Source organism: Streptomyces sp. DSM 118878, assembly GCF_052936595.1.
In genome coordinates, this window is the sequence record NZ_CP193622.1 from 864,170 (window position 1) to 886,966 (window position 22,797).

The window sequence follows — 22,797 nt, forward strand, 5'->3', positions numbered from 1 at the left end:
CGGCGGCAGCGCTCGGCAGTCGGCGGCAGCCGTCGGCAGCCACCGGTAGTCGTCAGCAGCCGCAGTCCCCCGCGGCGATCGGCGTCGTGAGGGGGTCCGCGGGGCTCTGCTCACGGCCCTCCCGGGTCTCGAACGCGAAGCCTTCCCTCGCCCAGTACTCGAAGCCGCCCAGCATCTCCTTGACCTGGAAGCCCCGCTCGGCGAGGGCAAGGGCGGCGCGGGTCGCCCCGTTGCAGCCGGGGCCCCAGCAGTAGGTGACCACCGGCACCGACACGTCGAGGAGTTCCGTCGCCCGCTCGGGGATGAGCGCGGTGGGCAGGTGGATCGCGCCCGGTAGGTGGCCCTGGTCCCAGGACGCCGTCGAGCGGGTGTCGATCACGACGAACCCCGGGTCGTCGCCGGCGGCGAGCGCGGACGCCACGTCGGAGACGTCGGCGTGGAAGGCGAGGCTCGCCCCGAAGTAGGCGGCGGCCGCGGCCGGCGACGCCGGCGGGACCCGCAGCACCGGGTTCACGGCTGACGTGGCGGCCGCGAGCGAAACGGCGGTGGTGACCGACTCGGCGGACGCGTCCCCCTTCGCCACCGCACCGGAGGACCCCCTGCTGACCTGCGCGTTCATGATCTCCATGGCAGAAAATCTATGGGCGACGACCCGAAGTCTGAAGTGGTGATCCCCTGCCTGGCCCTTGATCAGCCGGGGTTTCCCTGTTATCTCTCGGAGATGACCGGCTATTCCACGGACGCCACCGACTGGCGCATACTCGACGTCCTCCAGCGCGAGGGCCGCGCCAGCTACGCCGAACTGGCGCGCGCCGTCTCGATGTCGCCCAGCGCCGTCACCGAACGCGTGCGCCGCCTGGAGGAAGCGGGCGTCATCCAGGGCTACGCGGCGGTGGTCGATCCGGAACGCCTCGGGCTGCCGATCTTGGCCTTCGTACGCCTCCGGTATCCGACGGGCAACTACAAGCCGTTCCACGACCTGGTCGAGGCGACCCCCGAGATCCTGGAGGCGCACCACGTCACCGGCGACGACTGTTTCGTCATCAAGGTCGCCGCACGGTCGATGAGCCACCTGGAGGAGGTCTCGGGCCGGATCGGCGCCCTCGGGTCGGTGACGACGAGCGTCGTCTACTCCTCTCCCCTGCCCAGGCGCCCCCTCGGCCGCTGAGCCGGCGCCGCCTCAGGCCCCGCCCCGCTGCCGTACGGACGAACCATCCCGCCCCTTCACGACCTCCAGCTGCGCGTGCACGCGGCGTCGCAGGTCAGCGACGTGGCTGACGATGCCCACACTGCGGTCCCGCTCGCGCAGGGAGTCCAGGACGTCCAGGACCTCGTCCAGCGTCTGGTCGTCGAGGCTGCCGAAGCCCTCGTCGATGAAGAGCGTGTCCAGCCGCACACCGCCCGCCTCGTCCGTGACCACGTCGGCGAGGCCCAGCGCGAGCGCGAGCGACGCGAAGAACGTCTCTCCGCCCGAGAGGGTCGCCGTGTCGCGCTCGCGTCCCGTCCACGCGTCGACGACATGCAGCCCGAGGCCCGAGCGGCCGCGCCCCGTGCGGTCGTCGGAGTGGACGAGGGTGTAGCGCCCCGAGGACATCCGCCGCAGCCGTACCGTGGCTGCCGCTGCGACCTGTTCGAGTCTCGCGGCGAGTACGTACGACTCCAGGCGCATCCGGCGTTCGTTCTCCGCCGACGTGCCCGCGGCGAGCCCCGCGAGCCGCGCCACCCGGTCGTGCGTGGCGCGCAGCGGCGCCAGTTCGCGGGTCGCCGCGGCCGTGCGGGCGGAGAGCCGGTCCAGCTCGGCGCAGCGCCGCGCCGCCGCGTCGCACGCGGAACCGGCGGCCCGCAGCCGCCGCCCGGCCTCCTCGGCCGCCGCCCGCGCGGCCGGCAGGTCAACGGCGGGCCGCTCGGCGGCGGCCGCCGTCTCCGGCTCGGCGAGGACGGAGCGCGCCGCGGCCTCCTCGTTCCGCCAGGCGTCGATGCGGTGCTGGACCTCGCGGTACCGGACGTCGTCGAGCAGCGCGGCGGCCGCGGCCGCCGGTGTGTCGAAACCGGCGCGGAAGGCCGCGTCGGAGAGCCGGGCGTCCGCGTCCTTCAGGCGCTCGGCGGTGTCGTCGGCCGTGCGCGCGGCGTCGGCGGCCTCGGTGAGCAGAGCGGCCTGCCGCTCCAGTTGCGCGGCGCGGGCCGCGACGCTGCCGGTGGTTCCGCGCGCGCGGGTCAACTCCTGGGTCAGGCCTTCCTGTTCGCGGTCGAGGGCGTCCCGCAGGGTGGCCCGCGAGGCGGCCCTGCGCGCGGCCTCCTGCTGTACGGCCAGCCTGCGGTCGTACTCGCCCTCGGCCCGCGCGAGCGCTTCCTGCGCCGCGTGCAGCCCGGAGGCGCGGTCCCGGGCCTCGGCGTGGGCGCGGCGCAGCTCGTCGACGGCGGCGGCCAGTTCATCGGCCGCGGGGTCGCCGTCCGCGTCGGGCTCTCCTCCTTGTCCGCCGCGCGCGGCGGCGGCCTGGGCGGCGAGCGCTTCCCGTACGTCGCCCAGTGCGCGCTCGGCGGCCGTGCGGGACTCCTCGGCGGCCCGGTGGGCGGCCAGCGCCGCCTCCTCCGCGCCGCGGTCCACGTGCCCCGCGCCCTTGCGCGCGGGCGCCGGGTGCTCCGTCGCCCCGCAGACCGCGCACGGGGCGCCGTCCGTCAGGTGCGCGGCCAGTTCGGCCGCGATGCCGGTGAGGCGCTGCTCCTTGAGGTCGAGCCAGCGCTCGTGGGTGGCGGTGGCGTGCTCGCGGGCGGCGAGGGCACGCTCCTGGGCCGCCGTCGCGTCCTGCGCGAGCCGGTCGCGGCGCCGGGCCGCGTCGAGGCGGGCCAGGGCGGGTTCCAGGCGCCCGGCGAGGCGCTCGGCGTGGGTCACGGCTTCCTGTGCGGAGGCGATGCGTTCCTGGAGTGCCGTACGGGTGGTGTCCCAGCCGTCCAGCCATGCCGTCGCGTCCTGCGAAAGCTCGTCGTCGGCGCGCTCCTGGCGGTCGAGGGTCGTGCGCTCGTCCGCCATGTCGGCGAGCCGCCGCTCGGCGCGGCGGGCGGACGCGAGGCCGCCCAGCTCCTCGGCCGCCTTGCGCGCGGCGGCGGCGAGCCCGGCCGCCGCGGAGGCGGCGAACGTCTCGGGAAGCCGGGCACGCGTGCGTGACTCCTCCTGCGCGGCTGCGCGGTGTGCTTCGTCGGCGGCCTGGCGCAGGTCGAGGGCGGGGGCGACCGTCTCGGCCTTGCGTGCCCGCTCCAGGCACCGCTCCCACTCGTGGAGCTCGTCCTCGCGCGCGTGCAGCCGTGCCAGGCGCTCCCGCGCCTGGGCGAACCGGCCCTGCGCCTGGTCGAGGTCACGAGCCTCACTGAACCGGCGGTCCGCGGCGGCCTGCGCGGACTCCGCGGCCGTGAGCGCGCACCGCGCGACCGTCAGGCGTTCCCGGGCGTCGGCGCGGGCCACGGCCGCCCAGGCGAGGACCTCCGTCGCGAGGCCGGGGTCGCCGGGCGCGAGGTCCGGCAGCGGCAGCCCGGTGCCCCGGCCGTCGTCCGCCGCGGCCTGCTGCATGCGGTGGGCGTCGGCGAGGAGGGCCGCGTCGCCCGCCTTGACCTCGGCCTCCGTGGTGCGTCGCTGCTCGGCGAGGCGCTGTTCGACGGCGGCGAAGCGGTGGGTGTCGAAGAGCCGCCCGAGCAGCTTTCCGCGTGCCTCCGCGTCCGCGCGCAGGAAGCGCGCGAAGTCGCCCTGGGGCAGGAGGACGACCTGGCAGAACTGCTCCTTGCTCATGCCGAGCAGTTGGGTGATCTCCTCTCCGATCTCCTGGTGGGAGCGGCTGAGGTCCTTCCAGCCGCCGTCCGCGCCGGCCCCCGGGCCGCCCCCGTACTCGCGCAGCCAGCTTTGCGCCTTCTCCGTGGTCGTGCCCGTCCCGCGCTTCTTGGGCCGCTCCCACGGCGGCTGCCGAGTGATCTCCAGACGGCGCCCGGCGACGGTCAGTTCGAGGCGGACCTCCGTGCGCGCGCCCGTCCGCGCGTGGTCGCTGCGCAGGGTCATGCCCTGCTTGCCGCCCTGCCGGTCGCCCGGCACCGATCCGTACAGCGCGAAGCAGACGGCGTCCAGGACGGAGGTCTTGCCCGCCCCCGTCGGGCCGTGCAGCAGGAAGAGACCGGCGGCCGAGAGGTCGTCGAAGTCGATGTCCTGCGGGGTGCCGAAGGGCCCGAAGGCGGTGAGGCGGAGCCGGTGGAGTCTCATCGGGCGACCTCGCGCAGCGTGTCGTGGGCACGGACCGCGTCGAAGGCCGAGCGCAGCACGTCCTGCTCCGCCTCGTCGGGCCCCGCACCACGCACATGGACGACGAAGTCGTCGGCGATCTGCTCGTCGCTGCGGCCCTTCAGACGCTGGGCGTAGGAGACGTCCGGGTCGTCGGATGCCCGCTCCGGGTCGAAGACGAGGCTGAGCGTGTGCGGGAAGCGCGCGCAGAGCCGGGCCATGGGGTCGTCGGGCCGCACCGCGTCGGTGAGTGTGGCCTCGACCCATGCCTCCGCGTGCCGGTCGAGGGCCGGATCTTCCAGGAGCTCGTCCAGGGTGCCCCTGATGCGGGCCAGGGCGCGCGGCACCGGGCAGTCGACGCGCTCGGCCTCGATGTCCCCCTCGGGTCCGAGGTCGACGAGCCACATGCTCTTGCGGTGGTCGGCCTCGGAGAAGGAGTACGGCAGCGGGGAGCCGGAGTAGCGCACGCGCGCGGCGAGCGTCTGGCTGCCGTGGAGGTGGCCGAGCGCCGCGTAGTCCACGCCGTCGAAGACCTCCGAGGGCACGGCCGCGACTCCGCCGACCGTGATGTCCCGCTCGCTGTCGCTGATCCGGCCGCCGCTGACGAAGGCGTGGGCGAGGACGACGGAGCGGGTGCCGCGCGCGCGGGTGGCGAGGTCGGCGCGGACGCGGTCCATGGCGGCACCGAGGACCGCCTCGTGTCCCGCCTTCGCCACTGCGAACTCGTCCTTGACGAGGGCCGGTTCGAGATAGGGCAGTCCATAGAAGGCCACGTCCCCGTGGTCGTCGGCGACGATCACGGGTTCGGCGCAGGCGGCGGGGTCGGTGCGCAGATGGATGCCCGCGCGGTCGATGAGTCCGGCGCCGACGCCCAGGCGGCGCGCCGAGTCGTGGTTTCCGGAGATCATCACCGTGGGCACGCCGAGCTCCGCGAGCCGGTGCAGCGCGTCGTCGAAGAGCTCGACCGCCGCGAGGGGCGGCACCGCCCTGTCGTACACATCGCCGGCCACCAGGACGGCGTCGACGTCGCGCTCACGGACGGTCGTCACCAGGTGACCGATGAAGGCGGCCTGGGCGTCGAGCATGTTCACGCGGTGGAACGAGCGGCCCAGGTGCCAGTCGGACGTGTGCAGCAGCCTCATGATCCTCGAGACTAACGGGCGGGTCGGACATCACGGGCGGCTACTGCCGTATCCGCTCTCGACCGGTGACCCCTCTTCCTCGGGGGCACCGCGCGTCAGGCGTCTCCGTACGCCTCTCCGCCGAGTTCGAACTCCGCGGCCCCGGCGGTGACATCGGCGAGCCAGCCCTTGAAGGCGTCCACGTCGGCGTCGGGCACGCCGATCTCGATCGTGACCGCTTCGCCGTAGCGGACGTCGCGCACCTCACGTCCCGCCGTGCGCAGATCGTTCTGCACCTTGCCCGCGCGCTGGTGGTCGACGGTGACCGTGGCGAGGCGGAAGCGGCGGCGGGTGACGGTGCCGAGGGCGTCGAGCGCCTCGCCGACCGCTCCTCCGTAGGCACGGATGAGGCCGCCCGCGCCGAGCTTGACGCCTCCGTAGTAACGGGTCACCACCGCCACGACGTACCGCATGTCGCGGCGCGTCAGCATCTGGAGCATCGGTACGCCCGCGGTGCCGCCGGGCTCGCCGTCGTCACTGGCCCGCTGTACCGCCGCGTCGGCCCCGATCACGTACGCGAAGCAGTTGTGGGAGGCCGTCGGGTGCTCCTTGCGGACGCGCGCCACGAAGTCCTGCGCCTCCCGCTCGGTGGCCGCGGGCGCGAGGGCACACAGGAAGCGCGAGCGGTTGATCTCGGTCTCGTGCACGCCCTCGCGGGCCACTGTGCGGTACTCGTCCGGCATCACGCCAGCGTATGCGCTCATCCGGTGCCGCCCCCACCCCGGCGGCGGTGCTCCGGAGTACGGGCGTCTGCTACGCGCGCGTGCCGCCCGCCGGGTACGGTGATCTCTCGTGACATCACCTTCGATATCCGTGCGCCCGGTCCCGGAGTCCTCCGGGCCCTTGGCTTCTCTGCTCGCCGCCGTGCCCGTCACCGTCGAAGAGACCCATGACGACCACGCCGACGCGGTCCTCTTCCCGGAGGAGGCGGCGGTCGTGGCGAACGCCGTGGCCAAGCGGCGCAACGAATTCACCACCGTCCGGCACTGCGCCCGGACCGCGCTGTCCCGCATCGGCGTGCCGCCCGCGCCGATCCTGCCGGGGCAGCGGGGCGCGCCGCGCTGGCCGGCCGGTGTCGTCGGCAGCATGACCCACTGCGCCGGGTACCGCGCGGCGGTCGTGGCCCGCGCCGACCAGGTGATCTCGCTCGGCATCGACGCCGAGCCCGGTGAGCCGCTGCGTGACCCCGGGGTCCTGGACCTGGTCGCCGACGAGACGGAGCGTGCCGCGCTCGCGGCTCTCGGCGCCCGGCAGCCTGCCACGCCCTGGGACCGGCTGCTGTTCAGCGCCAAGGAGTCCGTCTACAAGACGTGGTTCCCGCTCACCGGCCGCTGGCTGGGTTTCGACGAGGCGCGGCTGGACCTCGCGATCGACGGGACGTTCACCGCGCGGCTGCTCGTCGAGGGTCCCGTGGTGGAGGGCGTCGAGATGAAGGTGTTCTCCGGCCAGTGGGTCGTGCGCGACGGCATCGCGGCCACCGCGATCGTCCTGCCGGTCACCAGGCGTACGTAGGGTCCGCGGCCGCGGACCCGGCTCGGGAGCTGCACCCGGCGCGGTCCCTGCCGCCGAGCCGGATGCGGGCACGCGCGCGTGGCTGATGTTGCCGGGCACGCGCGCGTGGCAGGTCCCCATCGGATCGCCCGCGCGCGGCGCCTCCTCGACGGTGCCCCCGGGCTTCCGTCACCTGCCCCGCAACACCTTGTCCCCGTTCGCGAGCGTCGCCCAGAACATCTCCTCGTAGCCCTGCACGAGGCGGCCGTAGCGCAGGTGTGCCGCCGTGACGCGGCGGCGGTCCAGGCCCGCCCGCACCGCGGCGAGCGCCTGCCGGTCCAGTTCCGGCGCGGGCTCGGCGAACAGGTCGAAGAAGCCGCAGGCCTCGTCCCTGAGGCCGTACCGCTCACGCAGCGCGCGGGCGATCACCGCGCAACACGCTCCCCAGGAGGCGAAGTTGGCGGCGAGGGCGATGACGACGTCGGCCGGCTCGGCGTTCAGCGCGAGCCAGGCCGCGTACGCCGGGTACGCCTGGCAGCCGGCCTGCGGTTCGTAGGTGGCGCTCTCGGCCGCGTCGACCTCCAGGGCGTCGAGCAGCGGGGCGACCCGTTCCTCCGCGAGGGACTCGCCGTCCGCCAGGGACTCGAAGAACGCGGCGGACTCCGGATCCTTGCTCTCGGCCGCACGCTCGGCCAGGTGCTGGAAGGACCGCCGGTCAGAGGGGATGACGTGCCGCTGTTCGAGGGCGAGGACCGCGAGCGTGCGCGGCGCCGCCGTGCCGTCGGCGACGTGGGGGACGAGCGGGTTCGCTCCCGGGTCGAGGGCGAGGCGGGCGGCCGTGGTCCGCAGGAGCTCTTGTGCCGTCGGCGTCATCACGCGCACCTTCCGCTGGGCGGGAACTTCTCGGTTCGGCTGCTAGTTTCTACTCTGTTGTAGAACTTGCCGCGGTCGCCGGCCCCGCACTCCGTGGGCCGTGGACCGTGGCGACGCCCCTGGTACACCGATAGTTTATGGAGTTCTCCATGGCCCTGTGGGATCGCCTCAAGGAATCCGCGTCGACGATGCAGACCCAGCTGATGGCGAAGAAGAACGACCTCAAGAGCGGCGCCTTCCGCGACGCCAGCATGGCCATGTGCGCCCTGGTGGCCGCCGCCGACGGCACCGTGGACCCCTCGGAGCGCCGGCGCGTGGCCCAGCTCATCGGGACGAACGAAGTGCTTCAGAACTTCCCCGCCGACGACCTCAGGCGCCGCTTCGAGGGCTACGTGGACCAGCTCACCGCCGACTTCGCGTTCGGCAAGGTGAGCGTCATGCAGGAGGTCGCCAAGGCGAAGAAGAAGCCCGCGGAGGCCCGTGCGGTCGTCCAGATCGGCATCATCATCGGCGGCGCCGACGGTGACTTCGACAAGGACGAGCAGGCCGTCGTGCGCGAGGCGTGCTTCACGCTCGACCTGCCGCCGCACGAGTTCGACCTGTAGGGAGCACGAGGGCCGCGGGGGCTGTCAGAGCGGCGTGGCCGCCCGCAGGATGAGGACCATCGTGACCGCGGAGTTCGCCGAGGACATCGCGGACACGGCGGTGCCGAAGGCCGCGCACCACAGTGCGAGCCCCATCGAGGTGAACACCGAGGGCCGGATGCGGGCGGCCGGCGCGGGCGCGAGCAGCGCGGCGACGCGGCGCGGCACCGGCCCCGCCGCCGCCAGCCCCGCGAGGGTCGGCGCGGGCACGCCCCGGGAGACCAGGGCGGCCTTGCCGATCGCGCGGGCCACGGTCCGCCGGTCCCGGACGGCGCGGGCGGCGCTCTCGTCGGCCCACCGCTCGGCGGTGAAGGCGACGGAGGTGCGCAGCGGCCGCAGGAACGGGTTGGCGCGGGCCGCGAGCTGCGTGACGAGCAGGTGCCGGTGGTGCCGTGCGCTCAGATGGGCCCGCTCGTGGGCGAAGAGCGCGCGCCGCTCCGGCGCCGCCAGCTCGGCCAGCATGCCGGTGGTGACCACGACACGGCCGCCGTCGCGCGACGGAAGGGCGTAGGCGTACGACGCCTCGTCCGGGAGGACGGCGACGGACGTGCCGGGCAGCCCCTCCAGCGCGCGGCGCGCCCGTCGGCGTACGCGCGCGTGCCGCCACAGCAGGCGGGCGCAGGCCGCGCAGACGGCGAGCAGGGCGGGGATGGCGGCCCGCCCGGCGAACTCGTCATAGGGGACGGCGGCCCGCACCTCGGGGTCGGACCAGCCGTCCGGCAGCGGGTTGCCGGGAAGCTGGGCGGTGCCGACGACCATGAGCAGCGCCAGGCAGAGCGTGCTGCACACGGCCATCACGCCGGCGACGGCGGTGAGCACGCGCGTGGCGGCGCGCGGGTGCAGATGCTGCTCGGCGAGGCGGGCGACCGGCCAAGCGGTCAGCGGCAGTACCAGTGGCAGGAAGACGAAGACGCCCATCAGAGAAGAGCCCCCTTCGGGCGTCAGTCGTCCGCTTCGGCGTCCGCCCGGCCGAGCAGGTCGCGCAGGAGCTGCTCGTCGTCGGGCGTCAGCGTGGTGACGAAGCTGGCGAGGACCGCCTCGCGGTCACTCTCGCCGTCGAGCACCTTGCGCATGCGGAAGGCGGCAAGACCCGCCTCGTCGGACGCGGACGACCAGGCGAAGGAGCGGCCCGCGCGTTCCCTGCTCACCACGTCCTTGGCGAGCAGACGGGTCAGGATGGTCATCACCGTCGTGTAGGCGAGATCACCGCCGATCCGTTCCTGCACCCAGGCGGCGCTGACCGGCTCCGGCGCGGCGTGCAGCGCGGCGAGCACCTGTTGTTCCAGTTCGCCCTGCGCGCGGCGGCGCAGCCGTGGCTGCCGCTGCCCGTGCTCGTCGTGATGCTTCATGCCCGGCTCCCTCCAGCCTTGTCATGCTCCGCGGGGAGCGCCACATCGTAACGGGCCGCCGCCGAACACCCATCTTCTACAGTCCTGTAGTTTTTACTGGACCGGTTCATGCAGTACTCATACCTCAGGAGGACATCGTGGGAGTTTCCCTGGCCAAGGGCGGCAATGTCTCGCTCAGCAAGGAGGCCCCCGGCCTCACCGCCGTACTGGTCGGTCTGGGCTGGGACGTGCGCACCACGACGGGCACCGACCATGACCTGGACGCCAGCGCACTGCTCTGCGACGCATCCGGCAAGGTCGTCTCCGACCAGCACTTCATCTTCTACAACAACCTGACGAGCCCGGACGGCTCGGTCGAGCACACCGGCGACAACCTCACCGGCGAGGGCGAGGGCGACGACGAGACCGTGAAGGTGAACCTCGCCCAGGTGCCCGCCGCCATCGACAAAATCGTCTTCCCGGTCTCCATCCACGACGCCGAGAACCGCGGCCAGAGCTTCGGCCAGGTCCGCAACGCCTTCATCCGCGTGGTGAACCAGGCGGACGGCGCCGAGATCGCGCGCTACGACCTCTCCGAGGACGCCTCCACGGAGACCGCCATGGTCTTCGGCGAGCTCTACCGGCACGGTGCGGAGTGGAAATTCCGCGCGGTCGGCCAGGGTTATGCCAGCGGGCTGCGAGGCATCGCGTCGGACTTCGGCGTGAACGTCTGACCGACGGCGGCCCGAGCGGCCGTCCGGCCGCACTTCACCGAGGAGGCAGGTCATGTACGGCGACCAGGAGACGGTACGCAGGATCCTGACGGAGCACGGGGACACCTGGGCGGTCGTGGGACTGTCCGACAACCGCGACCGCGCGGCGTACGGCGTCGCGGCCGTCCTGCAACGCTTCGGCAAGCGCGTCGTGCCGATCCACCCCAAGTCCCCGACCGTCCACGGCGAGCAGGGGTATCCGTCCCTGGCCGCCGTGCCGTTCAAGGTCGACGTGGTCGACGTCTTCGTCAACAGCGCCCTGGCGGGCCCGGTCGCCGACGAGGCGGTGGCGGCCGGCGCCGCGGCCGTCTGGTTCCAGCTCGGCGTGATCGACGAGACGGCGTACGACCGTACGCGCGCGGCCGGCCTGGACATGGTCATGGACCGCTGCCCCGCCATCGAGATCCCACGTCTCGGCCGCTAGAGAGTCGCCTGCAAGAACTGGGTCTCGGGCCAGTCGAGCAGGCGCGCCCCGATGACCGCCGTCTGCAACGTGTAACGGTGCACGGGGTCGGCCGGGTTGGCGCCGGTGAGCTTGTGGATGCGCTCGAGGCGGTAGGTCAGCGCCCGCACGCTCAGGGCCAGGACGCGGGCCGTCTCCGCGGCGACACAGCCCGAGTCGAAGTACGCGGTGAGCGTGTCCAGGAGCGGGCGGGCCCCGCCGCGGGCCTCCCGCAGCGGGCCCAGCGTGTGCAGCACCAGGTCGGCCATGGCCTGCCGGTCGCGGGTGAGGACGGGGTAGACGAGCAGGTCGGCGGCGTGCAGCACAGGGGCGTCGAGCTCCAGGCGCTCCGCGAGGTCCAGGGCGCCCAGCGCCTCCTCGTACGACTGGACGACTCCCCCGGGGCCCGGCCGGGGGCGGCCGATGGCGACCCGGCAGCCGTCGGTGGCGGCGTACGCCTGCTTGGCGAAGAAGGCGAGCACCTCGGCCTGGTCGCCCGGCGCGACGCACACCAGGCGGCCGTCCTTGGTGGTGAGCAGGATGCTCCGGTCGCCGAACCTGCCGATCAGGGCGTTCTCGACCGCACGGGGGACGGCGTGCCCCTCTTCGTAGCCGCGCGGGTCCTGCGCGACGGCGACCGCGTGCTCGTAGGAGAGGCGCAGTCCGAAGCGCTCGGCGCGTTCGGCGAGCAGCCCGAGGTCGCTGCGCCCGTACAGCAGGTCGTCGATGAACTCCCGCCGTGCCGCCTCTTCTTGGCGTACGGCCAGGCGCTGGGCGCGTTCATAACCTTCGGCGAAGGCGTCGACCGCCTGCTCCGCCGCGGCGAGGGCGCTCTCGGCGGTGTCCGGCCGCCCGTGCGGCCAGTGGTCACGGGTCGCCGCCAGGTGGGCGCCGACCAGGGCGCGCAGGCCGTGCCCGGCGTCGGCCGCCCGCTCCCCCAGGGCGCGCCGCGACTCCAGCTCCTCGCGGGTCAGCCGGCGTCCCGTGCGGGAGGCGGCGGTGAGGATCTCGGCATAGCCGTCGAGGTAGTCGTCCGGTATGCCGTGCCCCGCCATGTTCGCCCCTGACGTCTCGATGAATCGTTGCTGCCCTTTTTAGCGCATGGCGGTGCCGGCCGTGCACGGTGATCAGGAACCATCGGCCCCGGCCCGCCGTTCACGAGATATGCCTCTGACTGGAGAGTACGAACCGGGTACATGGGACTGGGCGAGCAGGCAGGCCCAGTTGATCGAGACTTCGGGCGGGACCGACGGCACGGTCTTCAAGGGCAAGCCCGTGATCCTGCTGACGTCGGTCGGCGCCAAGAGCGGCAAGCTGCGCAAGAACCCCCTGATGCGCGTCGAGCACGACGGGGAGTACGCGGTGGTCGCGTCCAAGGGCGGCGACCCGGCCAACCCGTCCTGGTATCACAACCTCGTGGCCGAACCTCACGTCGAAGTACAGGACGGCACGGAGAAGAAGGACTACCGCGCGCGGATAGCCTCCGGCGAGGAGCGGCAGATCTGGTGGGACCGCGCGGTCGCGGTCTGGCCCGACTATGCCGAGTACCAGAAGAAGACCTCCCGCGAGATCCCGCTCTTCATCCTGACGCCCATCGAGTCCTGACGCCCATCGAGTCCTGACGCCCTTCGAGTCCTGACACCTTCGAGTCCTGACGCTCTCGGGTCCTGACCCCACCCACCTGGAGAACCCACCATGACGTCCGAGCCCCCGGCGACCGGTTACTTCACGTCGGTCGACGACGTCGCGGCCCGTCTCGCCGAGACCGGGTACCTCGCCTCCCCCGCGGTCGCCACCACCGTCTTCCTGGCCGACCGGCTGGGCAAGCCGCTGCTCGTGGAAGGCCCGGCAGGCGTCGGCAAGACGGAGCTGGCGAAGGCCGTCGCCCAGGTCGCCGGGGCGCGCCTGGTCAGACTCCAGTGCTACGAGGGCGTCGACGAGTCCCGCGCGCTCTACGAGTGGAATCACGCCAAGCAGTTGCTCCGCATCACCGCGGGGCGCGACGAGTCGTGGGACGAGACGCGCACCGACATCTTCAGCGAGGAGTTCCTGCTCTCGCGCCCGCTGCTCACCGCGATCCGCGGCGACGAGCCGAAGGTGCTCCTGATCGACGAGACCGACAAGGCCGACGTCGAGGTCGAGGGCCTGCTCCTCGAAGTGCTCAGCGACTTCCAGGTGACGGTGCCCGAGCTCGGCACGATCGGCGCGGAGCGCCGCCCGTTCGTCGTCCTGACCTCCAACGCGAGCCGTGAGCTGTCCGAGGCGCTGCGCCGCCGCTGCCTGTTCCTGCACATCGGCTTCCCCGACGAGGAATTGGAGCGCCGCATCGTCCGGATGAAGGTGCCCGGCCTCGACGAGGCACTCGCCGCGTCGGTGGTGCGGGTGGTGGGGGCGCTGCGCGCGATGGACCTGCGCAAGGTGCCCTCGGTCGCGGAGACCATCGACTGGGCGCGCACGCTGCTCGCCCTCGGCGCGGACACCCTGGACGAGAGCGTCGTGCGTGACAGCCTCGGCGTCGTCCTCAAGCACCAGGACGACGTGCTGAAGGCGGGCGCGAAGCTGGACCTGGACGCCGTGTGACCACCATGGCGGGCGGCCTCCCCCGGCGTCTCACCGGCCTGGTGGCGGCGCTGCGTTCGCACGGTCTGCGCATCGGTCCCGGTGAGAGCGTCGACGCCGCGGAGGCGCTGCGGGCCCTCGGTCTCGACGACCGGGAGCGGGTCAGGGAGGGCCTCGCCGCGGCGCTGCTGCACCAGCAGAGCCAGCGGGCGGTCTTCGACCCCGTCTTCGACCTGTACTTCCCGGTGGGCATCGGCGCGCCCCGCCGCGAGGAGCGGGACACCCCGCCGGACCAGGACACCCCGCCGGACCGCGAGGCGTTGCGCGAGCGCCTGGTCGCCGCGCTCGCCGCCGACGACAAGGCGCTGCTCGGCCAGTTGGCGGCCCAGGCGGTCGACGGCTTCGGCGGGTACGGCTCGGGACAGGGTGGCTCCGACGGCTGGTCCTCGTACCAGACCCTGGAGCGGCTGCGGCCCGAGACGCTCCTCGCGCGCGTGCTCGCCGCTCTGCGCGCGGATTCCGGCGGGGACGGCGCGTTCACGGACCGCCTGGAGGCCGACGAGATCCGGCGCCGCATCGAGGGCTTCCGTGAGCGGGTCCGCTCGGAGGCACGCCGCCGGGTCGCCGAGCGGCGCGGCACCGAGGAGATCGCCCGCCGCGCCGTGGCGACCACCGCCGACCGGGTCGACTTCCTGCTGGCGGGCCGCGCCCAGCTGGACGAGTTGCGCAGGACCGTGCACCCGCTGGCCCGCAGGCTCGCCACCCGCCTGGCCGCCCGCCGCCGACGGGCCGCGCACGGCTCCATCGACCTGCGCAGAACCCTGCGCGGCTCCCTGTCGACCGGCGGCGTGCCGATGCGGCCCGTGCTGCGCCGCCGCCGTCCCGGCCGCCCGGAGCTGGTGCTGCTCTGCGACGTGTCCGGTTCGGTGGCCGGCTTCGCGAACTTCACGATGCTGCTGGTGCAGGCGCTGCACGACCAGTTCAGCAAGGTGCGTGTGTTCGCGTTCGTCAACCGCGTCGACGAGGTGACGGGGCTGCTCGCGCACGGGACGGCGGACCCGGCGGGCCTCGGCGCCCGCATCGCCGGCGAAGCCACGGTCACGGGCCGGCACGGCAGCAGCGACTACGGCACGGCGCTGGGCGAGTTCGCGGAGCGGTACGTCGACGCGGTCGGCCCGCGCTCCACGGTCTTCGTCCTCGGTGACGCCCGTACGAACATGAGCGACCCCAACCTGCCGGCGCTGCGGCACATCGCCGAGCGGGCCCGCAGGGTGTACTGGCTCAACCCCGAGCAGCGTTCGCAGTGGTCGACCGGGGACTCGGCGGCGTGCGCGTACGCCGAGCTGGTCGAGATGCACGAATGCCGCAACGCACGGCAGCTCGGCGCGCTGATCACACGGCTGCTCCCGGTCTGACGCCGAGCAGCGCGCGCGAGGCGCTACTCCCCGTGCCAGTTGTCCAGCGAAGCCCGGACCAGCGCGGCCGACAGCACGGCGGGCTCCACGTCCCCCGCGAGCCGCGTCAGCTCGTCCGGATCGTCCGGCAGCCCGAGCTGCCGCGCCCCGTCCAGCGCCTTGTCCCCGAAGTAGGGCCCCACCCGCGGCCACACCCGCTGCACCTCGCGCAGGAAGATGGCGGCGCCCGCCGGGCCGATCCCCGGCACCCGTTGCAGGCTCTCGCTCAGGGCCTTCACGTCGGCGCCCGCCTCGTCCCGCATCCGGCGCAGATCACCGCCGTAGTCCCGCTGCACGAGGAGCGCGCCGTCACCGAGCCGCGTGGCGGTGCTCTCGTCGTAGCGCCGGTAGCCGCCCCGGCCCAGCGCGTCGACACGCTCCTGCCACGTCGCGTCGGCCATGCGCCGGGCGTCGCGCATCCCGGCGTCGAACAGCTCCCTGGCCGCGCCCACCGCCGCGCCGGCGCGGATCGGCGCGCTCAGCAGGACGGAGAGGACCAGGAGCTCGTACAGCGGCTGCGGCGTGTCGCGCAGCTTGATGCCGGCCTCCTCGGCATAGGTGCGTCCCTCGGCGTCGAGAAGCGCCCTGACGACGTCCTTCCCCCCGCCATCTCTGCCGCCACGTTTCCCGTCTCGTCGCTCGGCCACTGCTCTCCTCTCGGGTCGGGTGGGTTCCGCTTACCCAGGATGGCCGACGTGTGCGCCTCCGGCCTGCGGGTACTCAGCGCCACTGACGCTGTCGAGAGAAGGAGCATCCGTGGCTGCACGCCAGAAGAACGTCTTCGTCGTAGGTCTGGACGACGCCAACCTGCCGGCGCTGAGGGACATACCGCACGCGGCGGACTGCCGGTTCCACCAGCTGCTCACGATCGAGGAGCTACAGCAGGGCGAGGTCTCCGTACCGGAGCTCCTGGCGAGGGCGGAGAAGATCCTCGACGCGTTCGACGGCGAGATCGACGCGATCGTCGGCTACTGGGACTTCCCCGTCAGCACGCTGGTGGCGATGCTGGGCGACCGGTACGGCACCCGCAGCACCAGCCTGGAGTCCGTCGTCAAGTGCGAGCACAAGTACTGGAGCCGCCTCGAACAGCAGAAGGTGATCGACGAGCATCCGCGCTTCGGCCGGGTGGACCTGGCGGCGGCGGACCCGCAGCCCCCGGAGGGCGTGCGCTTCCCCATGTGGCTCAAGCCGGCGCTCTCGTATTCGTCGAAGCTGGCCTACAGCGTCCATGACCCGTACGAGTTCCGGGACGCGGTGGCCAAGATCAAGGACGGGATCGGCCTGGTCGGCCGGCCCTTCGAGTACATCCTCGACCAGATCGAGGTGCCCGAGGAGATGGCGGGCATCGGCGCGCAGGTCTGTCTCGCGGAGGAGGCTCTCTCCGGGGTCCAGGTCGCCGTGGAGGGGTACGTCCACCAAGGTGAGGTCACCATCTACGGCGTCCTCGACTCGATCAACTATCCGGACTCCTCCTGCTTCCTCCGCCACCAGTACCCCTCCACCCTGCCGGAGCCGGTGGTGCGCCGCCTGCACGACGTCTCCGAACGGGTGATGCGGCAGATCGGGATGGACTCGGCGACCTTCAGCATCGAGTACTTCTACGACCCCAGCAATGACGAGCTGAACCTGCTGGAGATCAACCCCCGGCACTCGCAGTCGCACGCCGAGCTCTTCGGGTTCGTGGACGGCACGTCCAACCACCACTGCATGGTCAGCCTCGCCTTCGGCGAGGACCCCGCGTTCCCGCACGGCCAGGGCCCGTGCGCGACCTCCGCGAAGTGGTACTACCGCTGGTTCGCCGACGGTGTGGTGCACGACGTGCCCACCCGTGAGGAGCTCGACCGCATCGAGCGTGAGATCGGGCACGTGCGCATCGAGGTCCTGGTCGAGGACGGCCAGCGCCTCTCCGACGCCCCCCACCAGGACAGCTACAGCTTTGAACTCGCCCACATCTCCACCGGGGGCGACAGTGAGGAGGAGCTGCGGAGCAAGTACGACCAGTGCGTGGCGGCCCTCGGCCTCACCTTCGACGACACGGAGCCCGGCGGACGCGACCTCACCAACGACTAGCACCCCGCACTCCACGCCCCGCAGCAACAGCACTGACCCACCCCGCTCCGCCGGACGGCGGAACGGTCGACCGAGAGGATGGCACGGCCACATGCGTTACGTGGGCAATCTCCCGTACGCGACCAAAGAGGAAGAACACGTCGTCGTCCCGATGTCCGACGGCACCCGTCTGTCGGCGCGCATCTGGCGCCCGACGTCCTCGGACGACGCGCCCGTCCCGGCCGTCCTCGAGTACATCCCGTACCGCAAGCGCGACCTGAGTTCCGTGCGCGACTCGATCCACCACCCCTACATCGCCGGCCACGGCTACGCGTGCGTGCGTGTGGACGTGCGCGGCACGGGTGAGTCCGAGGGTGTCCTCAAGGACGAGTACCTGGAGCAGGAGCAGACCGACGCCGAGGAGGTGCTCGCCTGGCTGGCGGAGCAGCCCTGGTGCGACGGGTCCACCGGCATGATGGGCATCTCCTGGGGCGCGTTCGCCGCGCTCCAGGTCGCCGCTCGGCAGCCGCCGAGCCTGAAGGCGATCGTCATCTCCTCGTTCACGGACGACCGGTACGCGGACGACATGCACTACATGGGCGGCGCGATGCTGTCCGACAACCTCGCCGAGGCGGGCACCATGTTCGCCTACAGCACCTGCCCGCCCGACCCGGCCGTGGTCGGCGACCGCTGGCGCGAGATGTGGCACGAGCGCATGGAGGGCACCCGCCCCTGGGTCCTCGAATGGCTGCGTCACCAGCGTCGCGACGCGTACTGGCAGCACGCCTCGGTCTGCGAGAACTACTCGGCCGTACGCTGCCCCGTCCTCGCCTCCAGCGGCTGGGCGGACGGCTACTCCAACGCCGTGGCCCGGCTCCTCGGCCACCTCGACGTGCCGCGCAAGGGCCTCGTCGGCCCCTGGTCGCACAAGTACCCGCACCTGGGTGAGCCGGGCCCCGCCATCGGCTATCTCCAGGAAGTGGTCCGCTGGTGGGACCACTGGCTCAAGGGCGAGGACAACGGCGTCATGGAGGGCCCCATGCTGCGGGCCTGGATGCAGGACAGCGTGCCGCCCTCGACCTCCTACGAGGAGCGCCCCGGCCGCTGGGTCGGCGAACCGGAGTGGCCCTCGCCGCACATCCAGGACATCTCCCACCCCCTGCTGCGCCACCGCATCACCCGGCAGGGCGAGGTGCCGCAGCCGGCGGAGTCCGGCGATGCCCTGACCGTGCAGTCACCCCTGTCGGTCGGTCAGTTCGCCGGCAAGTGGGCGTCCTACAACGCACCGCCCGACCTCCCCTACGACCAGCGGGAGGAGGACGGCGGCTCGCTGGTCTTCGACTCGCCCCAGCTGACCGAGGCGGTGGAGATCCTCGGCTCGCCCTCCGTCGACCTCGACCTGTCCGTCAGCGAGCCGGTGGCCACCGTCGCCGCCCGCCTCTCGGACGTCGCCCCCGACGGCCGGGCCACGCGCGTGACGTACGGCGTGCTCAACCTGACCCGCAGGGACGGCACGGGCGAGCCCCAACCACTGGAGCCCGGCAAGCGCTACCGCGCGACCCTCCAGCTCAACGGCGTGGCGCAGTCGTTCCCGCCCGGCCACCGCATCCGGCTCTCCCTCTCCACGTCGTACTGGCCGCTCGCCTGGCCGCCGCCCTGCCCGGTCCTGCTCAGCGTGTACGAGGGCACCAGCGCGCTGCGGCTGCCGGTGCGTCCCGTGGCGGAGCCGGACAACGTGCCGCACCGCCCCTTCGAGGAGCCGGAGGGCACCGAGCCGCTGGCCACCACCCGGCTGACACCGCCGGACCAGCGCTGGGAGGTCCGGCGTGACCTGGTCAACTACGACTCGGCGCTGGAGATCGTCAAGGACCGGGGCGTCGTGCGCTTCGAGGAGATCTGCCTGGACGTCGGCTGCCGCGCCTTCGAGCGGTACACCTCCACCGGGGAGGACTTCACGTCGGTGGGCGGTGAGTCGGCCTGGACGGTGACCTTCCGGCGGGGCGACTGGGACGTGCGGGTGGAGACCCGCACGGTGCTGCGGTGCGACAAGGAGAACTTCCTCGTCGACGCCACGCTCGACGGCTACGAGGGCGAGCGGCGCGTCTTCTCCCGTACGTGGAACGAGACAGTGCCCCGCGACTGGCTCTGAACGGAGCCCGGCGAGGGGCGGGATACGTCCCGCCCCTCGCCGGCGGGTGCGACATGCCCCTTTTGCCTACGCTGGGCCCGAGACCAAGGAGATCCCCATGTCTGCCGCACCTCCCACTCCGGCCGGTCCGCTGCCGGGCCGCCCCGAGTCGTACTGGATGGACACCACCCCGGCGACGTCCCACGCGCCGCTGGCCGAGGACATCGAGGTGGACGTCGCCGTGGTCGGCGGCGGAGTCGCGGGGCTCAGCACGGCGTGGGAGGCGGCCCGCCGGGGCCGGACCGTGGCGGTCCTCGAAGCCGACCGCATCGCCGCCGGGGTGACCGGCTACACCACCGCGAAGCTGTCCTCGCTGCACTCCCTCGTCTACGAGCGGCTCCGCGGCACCCGCGGGCCCGAGGCCGCCCGCCTGTACGCGCGCTCGCAGCAGGAGGCGGTGGAGCGGGTGGCCGCCGTCAGCGCCGAACTCGGCGTGGACTGCCAGTTGGAGCGGGCGCCCGCCTACACGTACACCATCCGCCCCGAAGGGACCGACGCGCTGCGGGCCGAGGCGGCCGCGGCCGCGGAGGCCGGTCTCTCGGCGGAGTACACCGAGGTCACCGGCCTGCCCTTCGAGGTGGCGGGCGCGGTGCGCGTGGCGGACCAGGCGCAGTTCCATCCTCGCGAGTACCTGCTCGCGCTCGCCGACGACCTGCGCGCGCGGGGCGGTGTCATCCACGAGCGCACGCGGGTGACCGGCCTGAAGGAGGGCACGCCCTGCCGGGTGACGGCCGAGTCGGGGCACACGGTCACCGCGAAGGCCGTCGTCGTCGCGACCCACTACCCCGTGTTCGACCGGGCGCTGCTCTTCGCCCGCCTCTCGGCCAACCGCGAGCTCGTCGTCGCCGCACCGCTGGCCGCCGCCGGGCAGGACCCGCGGGGCATGTACATCACCCAGGACGAGGGCAAGCGTTCGGTGCGCACCGCTCCGTACGGCGACGGCGGGCGGCTGCTGATCGTCACGGGCGAGGGCTTCACCCCGGGCACCGGTGACGCCGCGGCCGGGTTCCGGGCCCTCGACACGTGGATGCGGGAGCGCTTCGACGTCGGGGAGACCCTCTACCGCTGGGCCGCGCAGGACAACTCCGCGACCGACGGCGTCCCCATGGTCGGCCCCTTCCACCCCGGCGCCCGCAACACGTACGTGGCCGCGGGGTTCGGCGGCTGGGGCATGAGCAACGGCGTCATGGCGGGCACGCTGCTCGCCCGGCTGATCGACGGGGAAACGTCCCCCTGGTCGGACCTGTACGACCCGCGCCGGCTGCTGAGCACCGTGCGGGAGGCTCCGGCGCTGCTCGGCCAGCAGGCCGAGGTGGCCAAGCACTTCGTGGGCGACCGCCTCAAGTCCTCGCACGTGGACTCCGTGGACGAGATCCCCGCCGGTTCGGGAGCGGTGGTGCGGGTCGAGGGGAGCCGCTGCGCGGTCCACCGTGACGAGGACGGCGCGCTGCACGCCGTCTCCGCCCGCTGCACCCACCTCGGCTGCCTGGTCGCCTTCAACGAGGCGGAGACCACGTGGGAGTGCCCCTGCCACGGCTCCCGCTTCGCCACCGACGGTTCGGTGCTCCAGGGGCCCGCGACCCGCCCCCTGGAGCGCCGCGAGCTGCCCCGCTCCTGAGCCGAACTCTCAGCGGCGGAAGTGCAGCCGCAGGACCGCTCCCTCGCCGTCGAAGTCCTCGGTGACCAGGTCACTCAACTGCCGTGCGACCCACAGGCCGTGGCCTTTGGGGGCGTGCGGGTCGGGCGGGACATGGCCCAGGAAGCCCGTGCCCCGCAGGGAGGGGGCGATGCGGCCGGCGCCGGTGTCGGCGACCTCGCAGACCACCCAGTCGGAGTCGCTGAACAGCCGCAGCACCCCGCCGCCGCCCCCGAAGCGGACGGCGTTGACCACCGCCTCGTGGACGGCCGCGACCATGTCCCGCGCGCGGTCCTCCGCGATGCCGCAGCGCCGGGCGTACTCGGCGACGGCCAGACGGGCGGCCACCGACTCGCCGCGGGTGAAGGTGATCGCGCGGGGCCTGGCGGAGGCGGCGAGCGGGTCCGCCGACGCGCGGGCGAGTTCGGAGCACTCGGTGTAGAAGTCGGCCGGGTCCGCGTACCGGCCGCTCGGCTCCGGCGCCGCAACCCCCGAGGTCACCTCCGGGTGGGTGCGCCCCACGGTGTCGAGTACGTCGGCGGGCAGTACCCGGGCGTCGTAGGGGCAGACGATCCAGTGGCCCGAGCCGGCGAACGCGGCGTTGACCACCGACTCGTAGCGGATCCATTCGCGGGTCTCGACGGCCGTGCGGCCGGTCCACACCGGTTCTCCGATGACGCGGATCCGGCGGGCGCCGCCCTCCTCCCGCGCGGTGCAGTAGTCGTGGTACCTGCCGAGGGTGCGGGAGGGGTAGTGGTACCAGTCCAGGGCGTCGAAGAAGTCCACGTCCCGCGCGGCACCGCCGAGGGCGTCCCGCAGCAGCGTGATGTTGCGGGACGCGACGACGGCCAGCACCACGTCGTCCGCCGCGAGGCCGTCCCTGACGAAGCCTGCCGTGCCGGAGAGGAACGCGTCGTCCGAGGCGTAGGACAGTGCCTGGTGGACGAAGCCGAGGCTCGTCATGGCCCCTCACGCCCCTTTCCCGTGAAGAGGCCGGGCACGCGGTCCCAGCCGGTGACGCGCAGGACCCTGCGCACATGGGGGGCCACGCCGTCGAGGACCATGCCGCCGCCAAGGGCGTGCAGGCTCAGCCCGGTGAAGACGAACAGTCGCAGCGCGCAGACGTCGATGAAGGTCAGCTCGCGCAGGTCGACGCGGGTCCGGTGCGGTGCCTCCGCCCGTCCGGCGGCCCGCTCGGTCTCGGCGCGCAGGGCGCGGGCCACCGCGATGAGGTTGCTGTCGTCCACCTCGCCGCGCAGAGCGAGGCCCGGCGGGGTGAACGTGCGGGTGATGCGCAGCAGTTCGTCCTGCCAGACGTCGTCGGCGACCGCCCTGCCGTGGTGCAGGGCGTCGAGTGCGGCCAGTTCGGGCGGGTCGAAGGCGCGGCGGTCGTACTGGCACAGGCCGATCACCGGCAGCACATGGAAGACGGGGTCGAGGAGCTTCTCGGCGTCGCCGAGCCCTCCGGGCGCCCGCGTGTCCCGCCTCGGTGCCGCCTCCAGGACGACGCGCAGGCCGAGGAGTCCGCCGGAGATCGCACTCTCGGCCTCGCGGCACACCAGCGCGCCGAGGTCGTCGGATTCCGCTTGCGCTTCCGCACTCCGCAGGGATTTCGTGCTCAGCCGGCCGCGGGCGAGCGCCTCGGGCACGTCGTGGCCCTGGCGCCGCAGCCGTTCCCGCAGGTCGGGGGGTGCCTGGGCCGAGGTCAGGAGCAGTCCGCCGTGGCCGCTCGCGAGGCCGTCCACGAGGAAGGCCGCGAGCACCGCCTCGCGTTCCTCTTCCGTTTCGTAACCGTGGAAGAGGTGGTCCCCCGGCCGCATCTCCCCCACCGCACGCAGGGCGGGAGCGGTGTCCATCCCCATGCACCCCCTCCGGTGCGCGCCACTGCCGCACCGCTACCCGGTGTGGCCGAACGATTACA

At 73.1% G+C, this 22,797-nt stretch carries 22 protein-coding genes; 11 read left to right on the top strand and 11 right to left on the bottom strand.

Translation table 11 applies throughout. The features are described from left to right. Positions 1–52: 52 nt before the first annotated feature. Positions 53–619: a rhodanese-like domain-containing protein gene (locus ACRAKF_RS03775; RefSeq protein ID WP_447041792.1), complete on the bottom strand. Its 567-nt coding sequence runs from the start codon at positions 617–619 to the stop codon at positions 53–55. 102 nt (positions 620–721) lie between these two features. On the opposite strand from ACRAKF_RS03775, the gene ACRAKF_RS03780 reads away from it, so the two are divergent. Beyond that, complete coding sequence (locus ACRAKF_RS03780; protein WP_198501875.1) at positions 722–1,168, top strand: Lrp/AsnC family transcriptional regulator; 447 nt, start codon at positions 722–724, stop codon at positions 1,166–1,168. Between the two features lie 12 nt (positions 1,169–1,180). Here the strand turns inward: ACRAKF_RS03780 and ACRAKF_RS03785 are convergent, their stop codons facing one another. The 3 genes from ACRAKF_RS03785 to ACRAKF_RS03795 form a co-directional block, all read right to left on the bottom strand. After that, positions 1,181–4,240, bottom strand: coding sequence for an AAA family ATPase (locus ACRAKF_RS03785; RefSeq protein ID WP_447035366.1), 3,060 nt, complete (start codon positions 4,238–4,240; stop codon positions 1,181–1,183). Continuing rightward, positions 4,237–5,400, bottom strand: a complete 1,164-nt coding sequence (locus ACRAKF_RS03790) for an exonuclease SbcCD subunit D (protein WP_447035367.1) — start codon at positions 5,398–5,400, stop codon at positions 4,237–4,239. Before ACRAKF_RS03790 ends, ACRAKF_RS03785 begins: the two co-directional genes overlap by 4 nt. Positions 5,401–5,495: 95 nt before the next feature. After that, positions 5,496–6,122: a YigZ family protein gene (locus ACRAKF_RS03795; RefSeq protein ID WP_447035369.1), complete on the bottom strand. Its 627-nt coding sequence runs from the start codon at positions 6,120–6,122 to the stop codon at positions 5,496–5,498. A gap of 160 nt (positions 6,123–6,282) precedes the next feature. Between ACRAKF_RS03795 and ACRAKF_RS03800 the strand changes: the two genes are divergently transcribed. Continuing rightward, positions 6,283–6,951, top strand: coding sequence for a 4'-phosphopantetheinyl transferase family protein (locus ACRAKF_RS03800; protein ID WP_447041793.1), 669 nt, complete (start codon positions 6,283–6,285; stop codon positions 6,949–6,951). Between the two features lie 168 nt (positions 6,952–7,119). Here ACRAKF_RS03800 and ACRAKF_RS03805 read toward each other — a convergent pair whose 3' ends face one another. Beyond that, a complete protein-coding gene (locus tag ACRAKF_RS03805) occupies positions 7,120–7,803 on the bottom strand; it encodes a transcriptional regulator (protein WP_447035370.1) in 684 nt (227 codons plus the stop codon). Between the two features lie 149 nt (positions 7,804–7,952). On the opposite strand from ACRAKF_RS03805, the gene ACRAKF_RS03810 reads away from it, so the two are divergent. Then, positions 7,953–8,408, top strand: coding sequence for a tellurite resistance TerB family protein (locus ACRAKF_RS03810; protein WP_447035371.1), 456 nt, complete (start codon positions 7,953–7,955; stop codon positions 8,406–8,408). A 24-nt stretch (positions 8,409–8,432) separates the two neighbouring features. Here ACRAKF_RS03810 and ACRAKF_RS03815 read toward each other — a convergent pair whose 3' ends face one another. Beyond that, a complete protein-coding gene (locus ACRAKF_RS03815) occupies positions 8,433–9,365 on the bottom strand; it encodes a M56 family metallopeptidase (RefSeq protein ID WP_447035372.1) in 933 nt (310 codons plus the stop codon). 23 nt (positions 9,366–9,388) lie between these two features. Next, positions 9,389–9,796 carry a BlaI/MecI/CopY family transcriptional regulator gene (locus tag ACRAKF_RS03820; protein WP_447035373.1) on the bottom strand — a complete coding sequence of 136 codons (408 nt, stop codon included), beginning with the start codon at positions 9,794–9,796 and terminating at the stop codon, positions 9,389–9,391. A 137-nt stretch (positions 9,797–9,933) separates the two neighbouring features. Here ACRAKF_RS03820 and ACRAKF_RS03825 point away from each other — a divergent pair, with 137 nt between their 5' ends. Continuing rightward, positions 9,934–10,509, top strand: coding sequence for a TerD family protein (locus ACRAKF_RS03825; RefSeq protein ID WP_447035374.1), 576 nt, complete (start codon positions 9,934–9,936; stop codon positions 10,507–10,509). Between the two features lie 52 nt (positions 10,510–10,561). Beyond that, entirely contained in the window at positions 10,562–10,972 is a 411-nt protein-coding gene (locus tag ACRAKF_RS03830) for a CoA-binding protein (RefSeq protein WP_447035375.1), read from the top strand. Here ACRAKF_RS03830 and ACRAKF_RS03835 read toward each other — a convergent pair. Next, a complete protein-coding gene (locus ACRAKF_RS03835) occupies positions 10,969–12,045 on the bottom strand; it encodes a PucR family transcriptional regulator (RefSeq protein WP_447035376.1) in 1,077 nt (358 codons plus the stop codon). The two genes, ACRAKF_RS03830 and ACRAKF_RS03835, sit on opposite strands and share 4 nt — an antisense overlap. Before the next feature lie 109 nt (positions 12,046–12,154). Between ACRAKF_RS03835 and ACRAKF_RS03840 the strand changes: the two genes are divergently transcribed. The 3 genes from ACRAKF_RS03840 (at position 12,155) to ACRAKF_RS03850 (ending at position 14,964) form a co-directional block, all read left to right on the top strand. Beyond that, positions 12,155–12,595, top strand: coding sequence for a nitroreductase family deazaflavin-dependent oxidoreductase (locus ACRAKF_RS03840; protein ID WP_447035377.1), 441 nt, complete (start codon positions 12,155–12,157; stop codon positions 12,593–12,595). A 90-nt stretch (positions 12,596–12,685) separates the two neighbouring features. After that, entirely contained in the window at positions 12,686–13,570 is an 885-nt protein-coding gene (locus ACRAKF_RS03845) for an AAA family ATPase (RefSeq protein ID WP_447035378.1), read from the top strand. Positions 13,571–13,575: 5 nt separating this feature from the next. Beyond that, complete coding sequence (locus tag ACRAKF_RS03850; protein ID WP_447041795.1) at positions 13,576–14,964, top strand: vWA domain-containing protein; 1,389 nt, start codon at positions 13,576–13,578, stop codon at positions 14,962–14,964. A 23-nt stretch (positions 14,965–14,987) separates the two neighbouring features. On the opposite strand, the gene ACRAKF_RS03855 is transcribed toward ACRAKF_RS03850, so the two are convergent. Beyond that, positions 14,988–15,650, bottom strand: a complete 663-nt coding sequence (locus tag ACRAKF_RS03855) for an endonuclease (RefSeq protein WP_447035379.1) — start codon at positions 15,648–15,650, stop codon at positions 14,988–14,990. A 109-nt stretch (positions 15,651–15,759) separates the two neighbouring features. Here ACRAKF_RS03855 and ACRAKF_RS03860 point away from each other — a divergent pair, with 109 nt between their 5' ends. The 3 genes from ACRAKF_RS03860 to ACRAKF_RS03870 all read left to right on the top strand — a co-directional run bounded on the left by ACRAKF_RS03860 (position 15,760) and on the right by ACRAKF_RS03870 (position 20,858). After that, positions 15,760–17,073, top strand: coding sequence for an ATP-grasp domain-containing protein (locus ACRAKF_RS03860; RefSeq protein WP_447035380.1), 1,314 nt, complete (start codon positions 15,760–15,762; stop codon positions 17,071–17,073). Positions 17,074–17,164: 91 nt separating this feature from the next. Then, the gene (locus ACRAKF_RS03865) at positions 17,165–19,201 is read left to right on the top strand and encodes a CocE/NonD family hydrolase (protein ID WP_447035381.1); all 2,037 of its coding nucleotides are present in this window, start codon (positions 17,165–17,167) and stop codon (positions 19,199–19,201) included. Between the two features lie 97 nt (positions 19,202–19,298). After that, a complete protein-coding gene (locus ACRAKF_RS03870) occupies positions 19,299–20,858 on the top strand; it encodes an FAD-dependent oxidoreductase (RefSeq protein ID WP_447035382.1) in 1,560 nt (519 codons plus the stop codon). A gap of 9 nt (positions 20,859–20,867) precedes the next feature. Here ACRAKF_RS03870 and ACRAKF_RS03875 read toward each other — a convergent pair whose 3' ends face one another. Both ACRAKF_RS03875 and ACRAKF_RS03880 read right to left on the bottom strand, forming a co-directional pair. Then, positions 20,868–21,839, bottom strand: coding sequence for an anti-sigma factor RsbA family regulatory protein (locus tag ACRAKF_RS03875; RefSeq protein ID WP_447035383.1), 972 nt, complete (start codon positions 21,837–21,839; stop codon positions 20,868–20,870). Continuing rightward, on the bottom strand, positions 21,836–22,732 hold the full coding sequence (locus ACRAKF_RS03880) for an MEDS domain-containing protein (protein WP_447035384.1): 897 nt from the start codon (positions 22,730–22,732) through the stop codon (positions 21,836–21,838). The genes ACRAKF_RS03875 and ACRAKF_RS03880 overlap by 4 nt, the downstream gene beginning before the upstream one ends. Between the last annotated feature and the right edge of the window lie 65 nt (positions 22,733–22,797).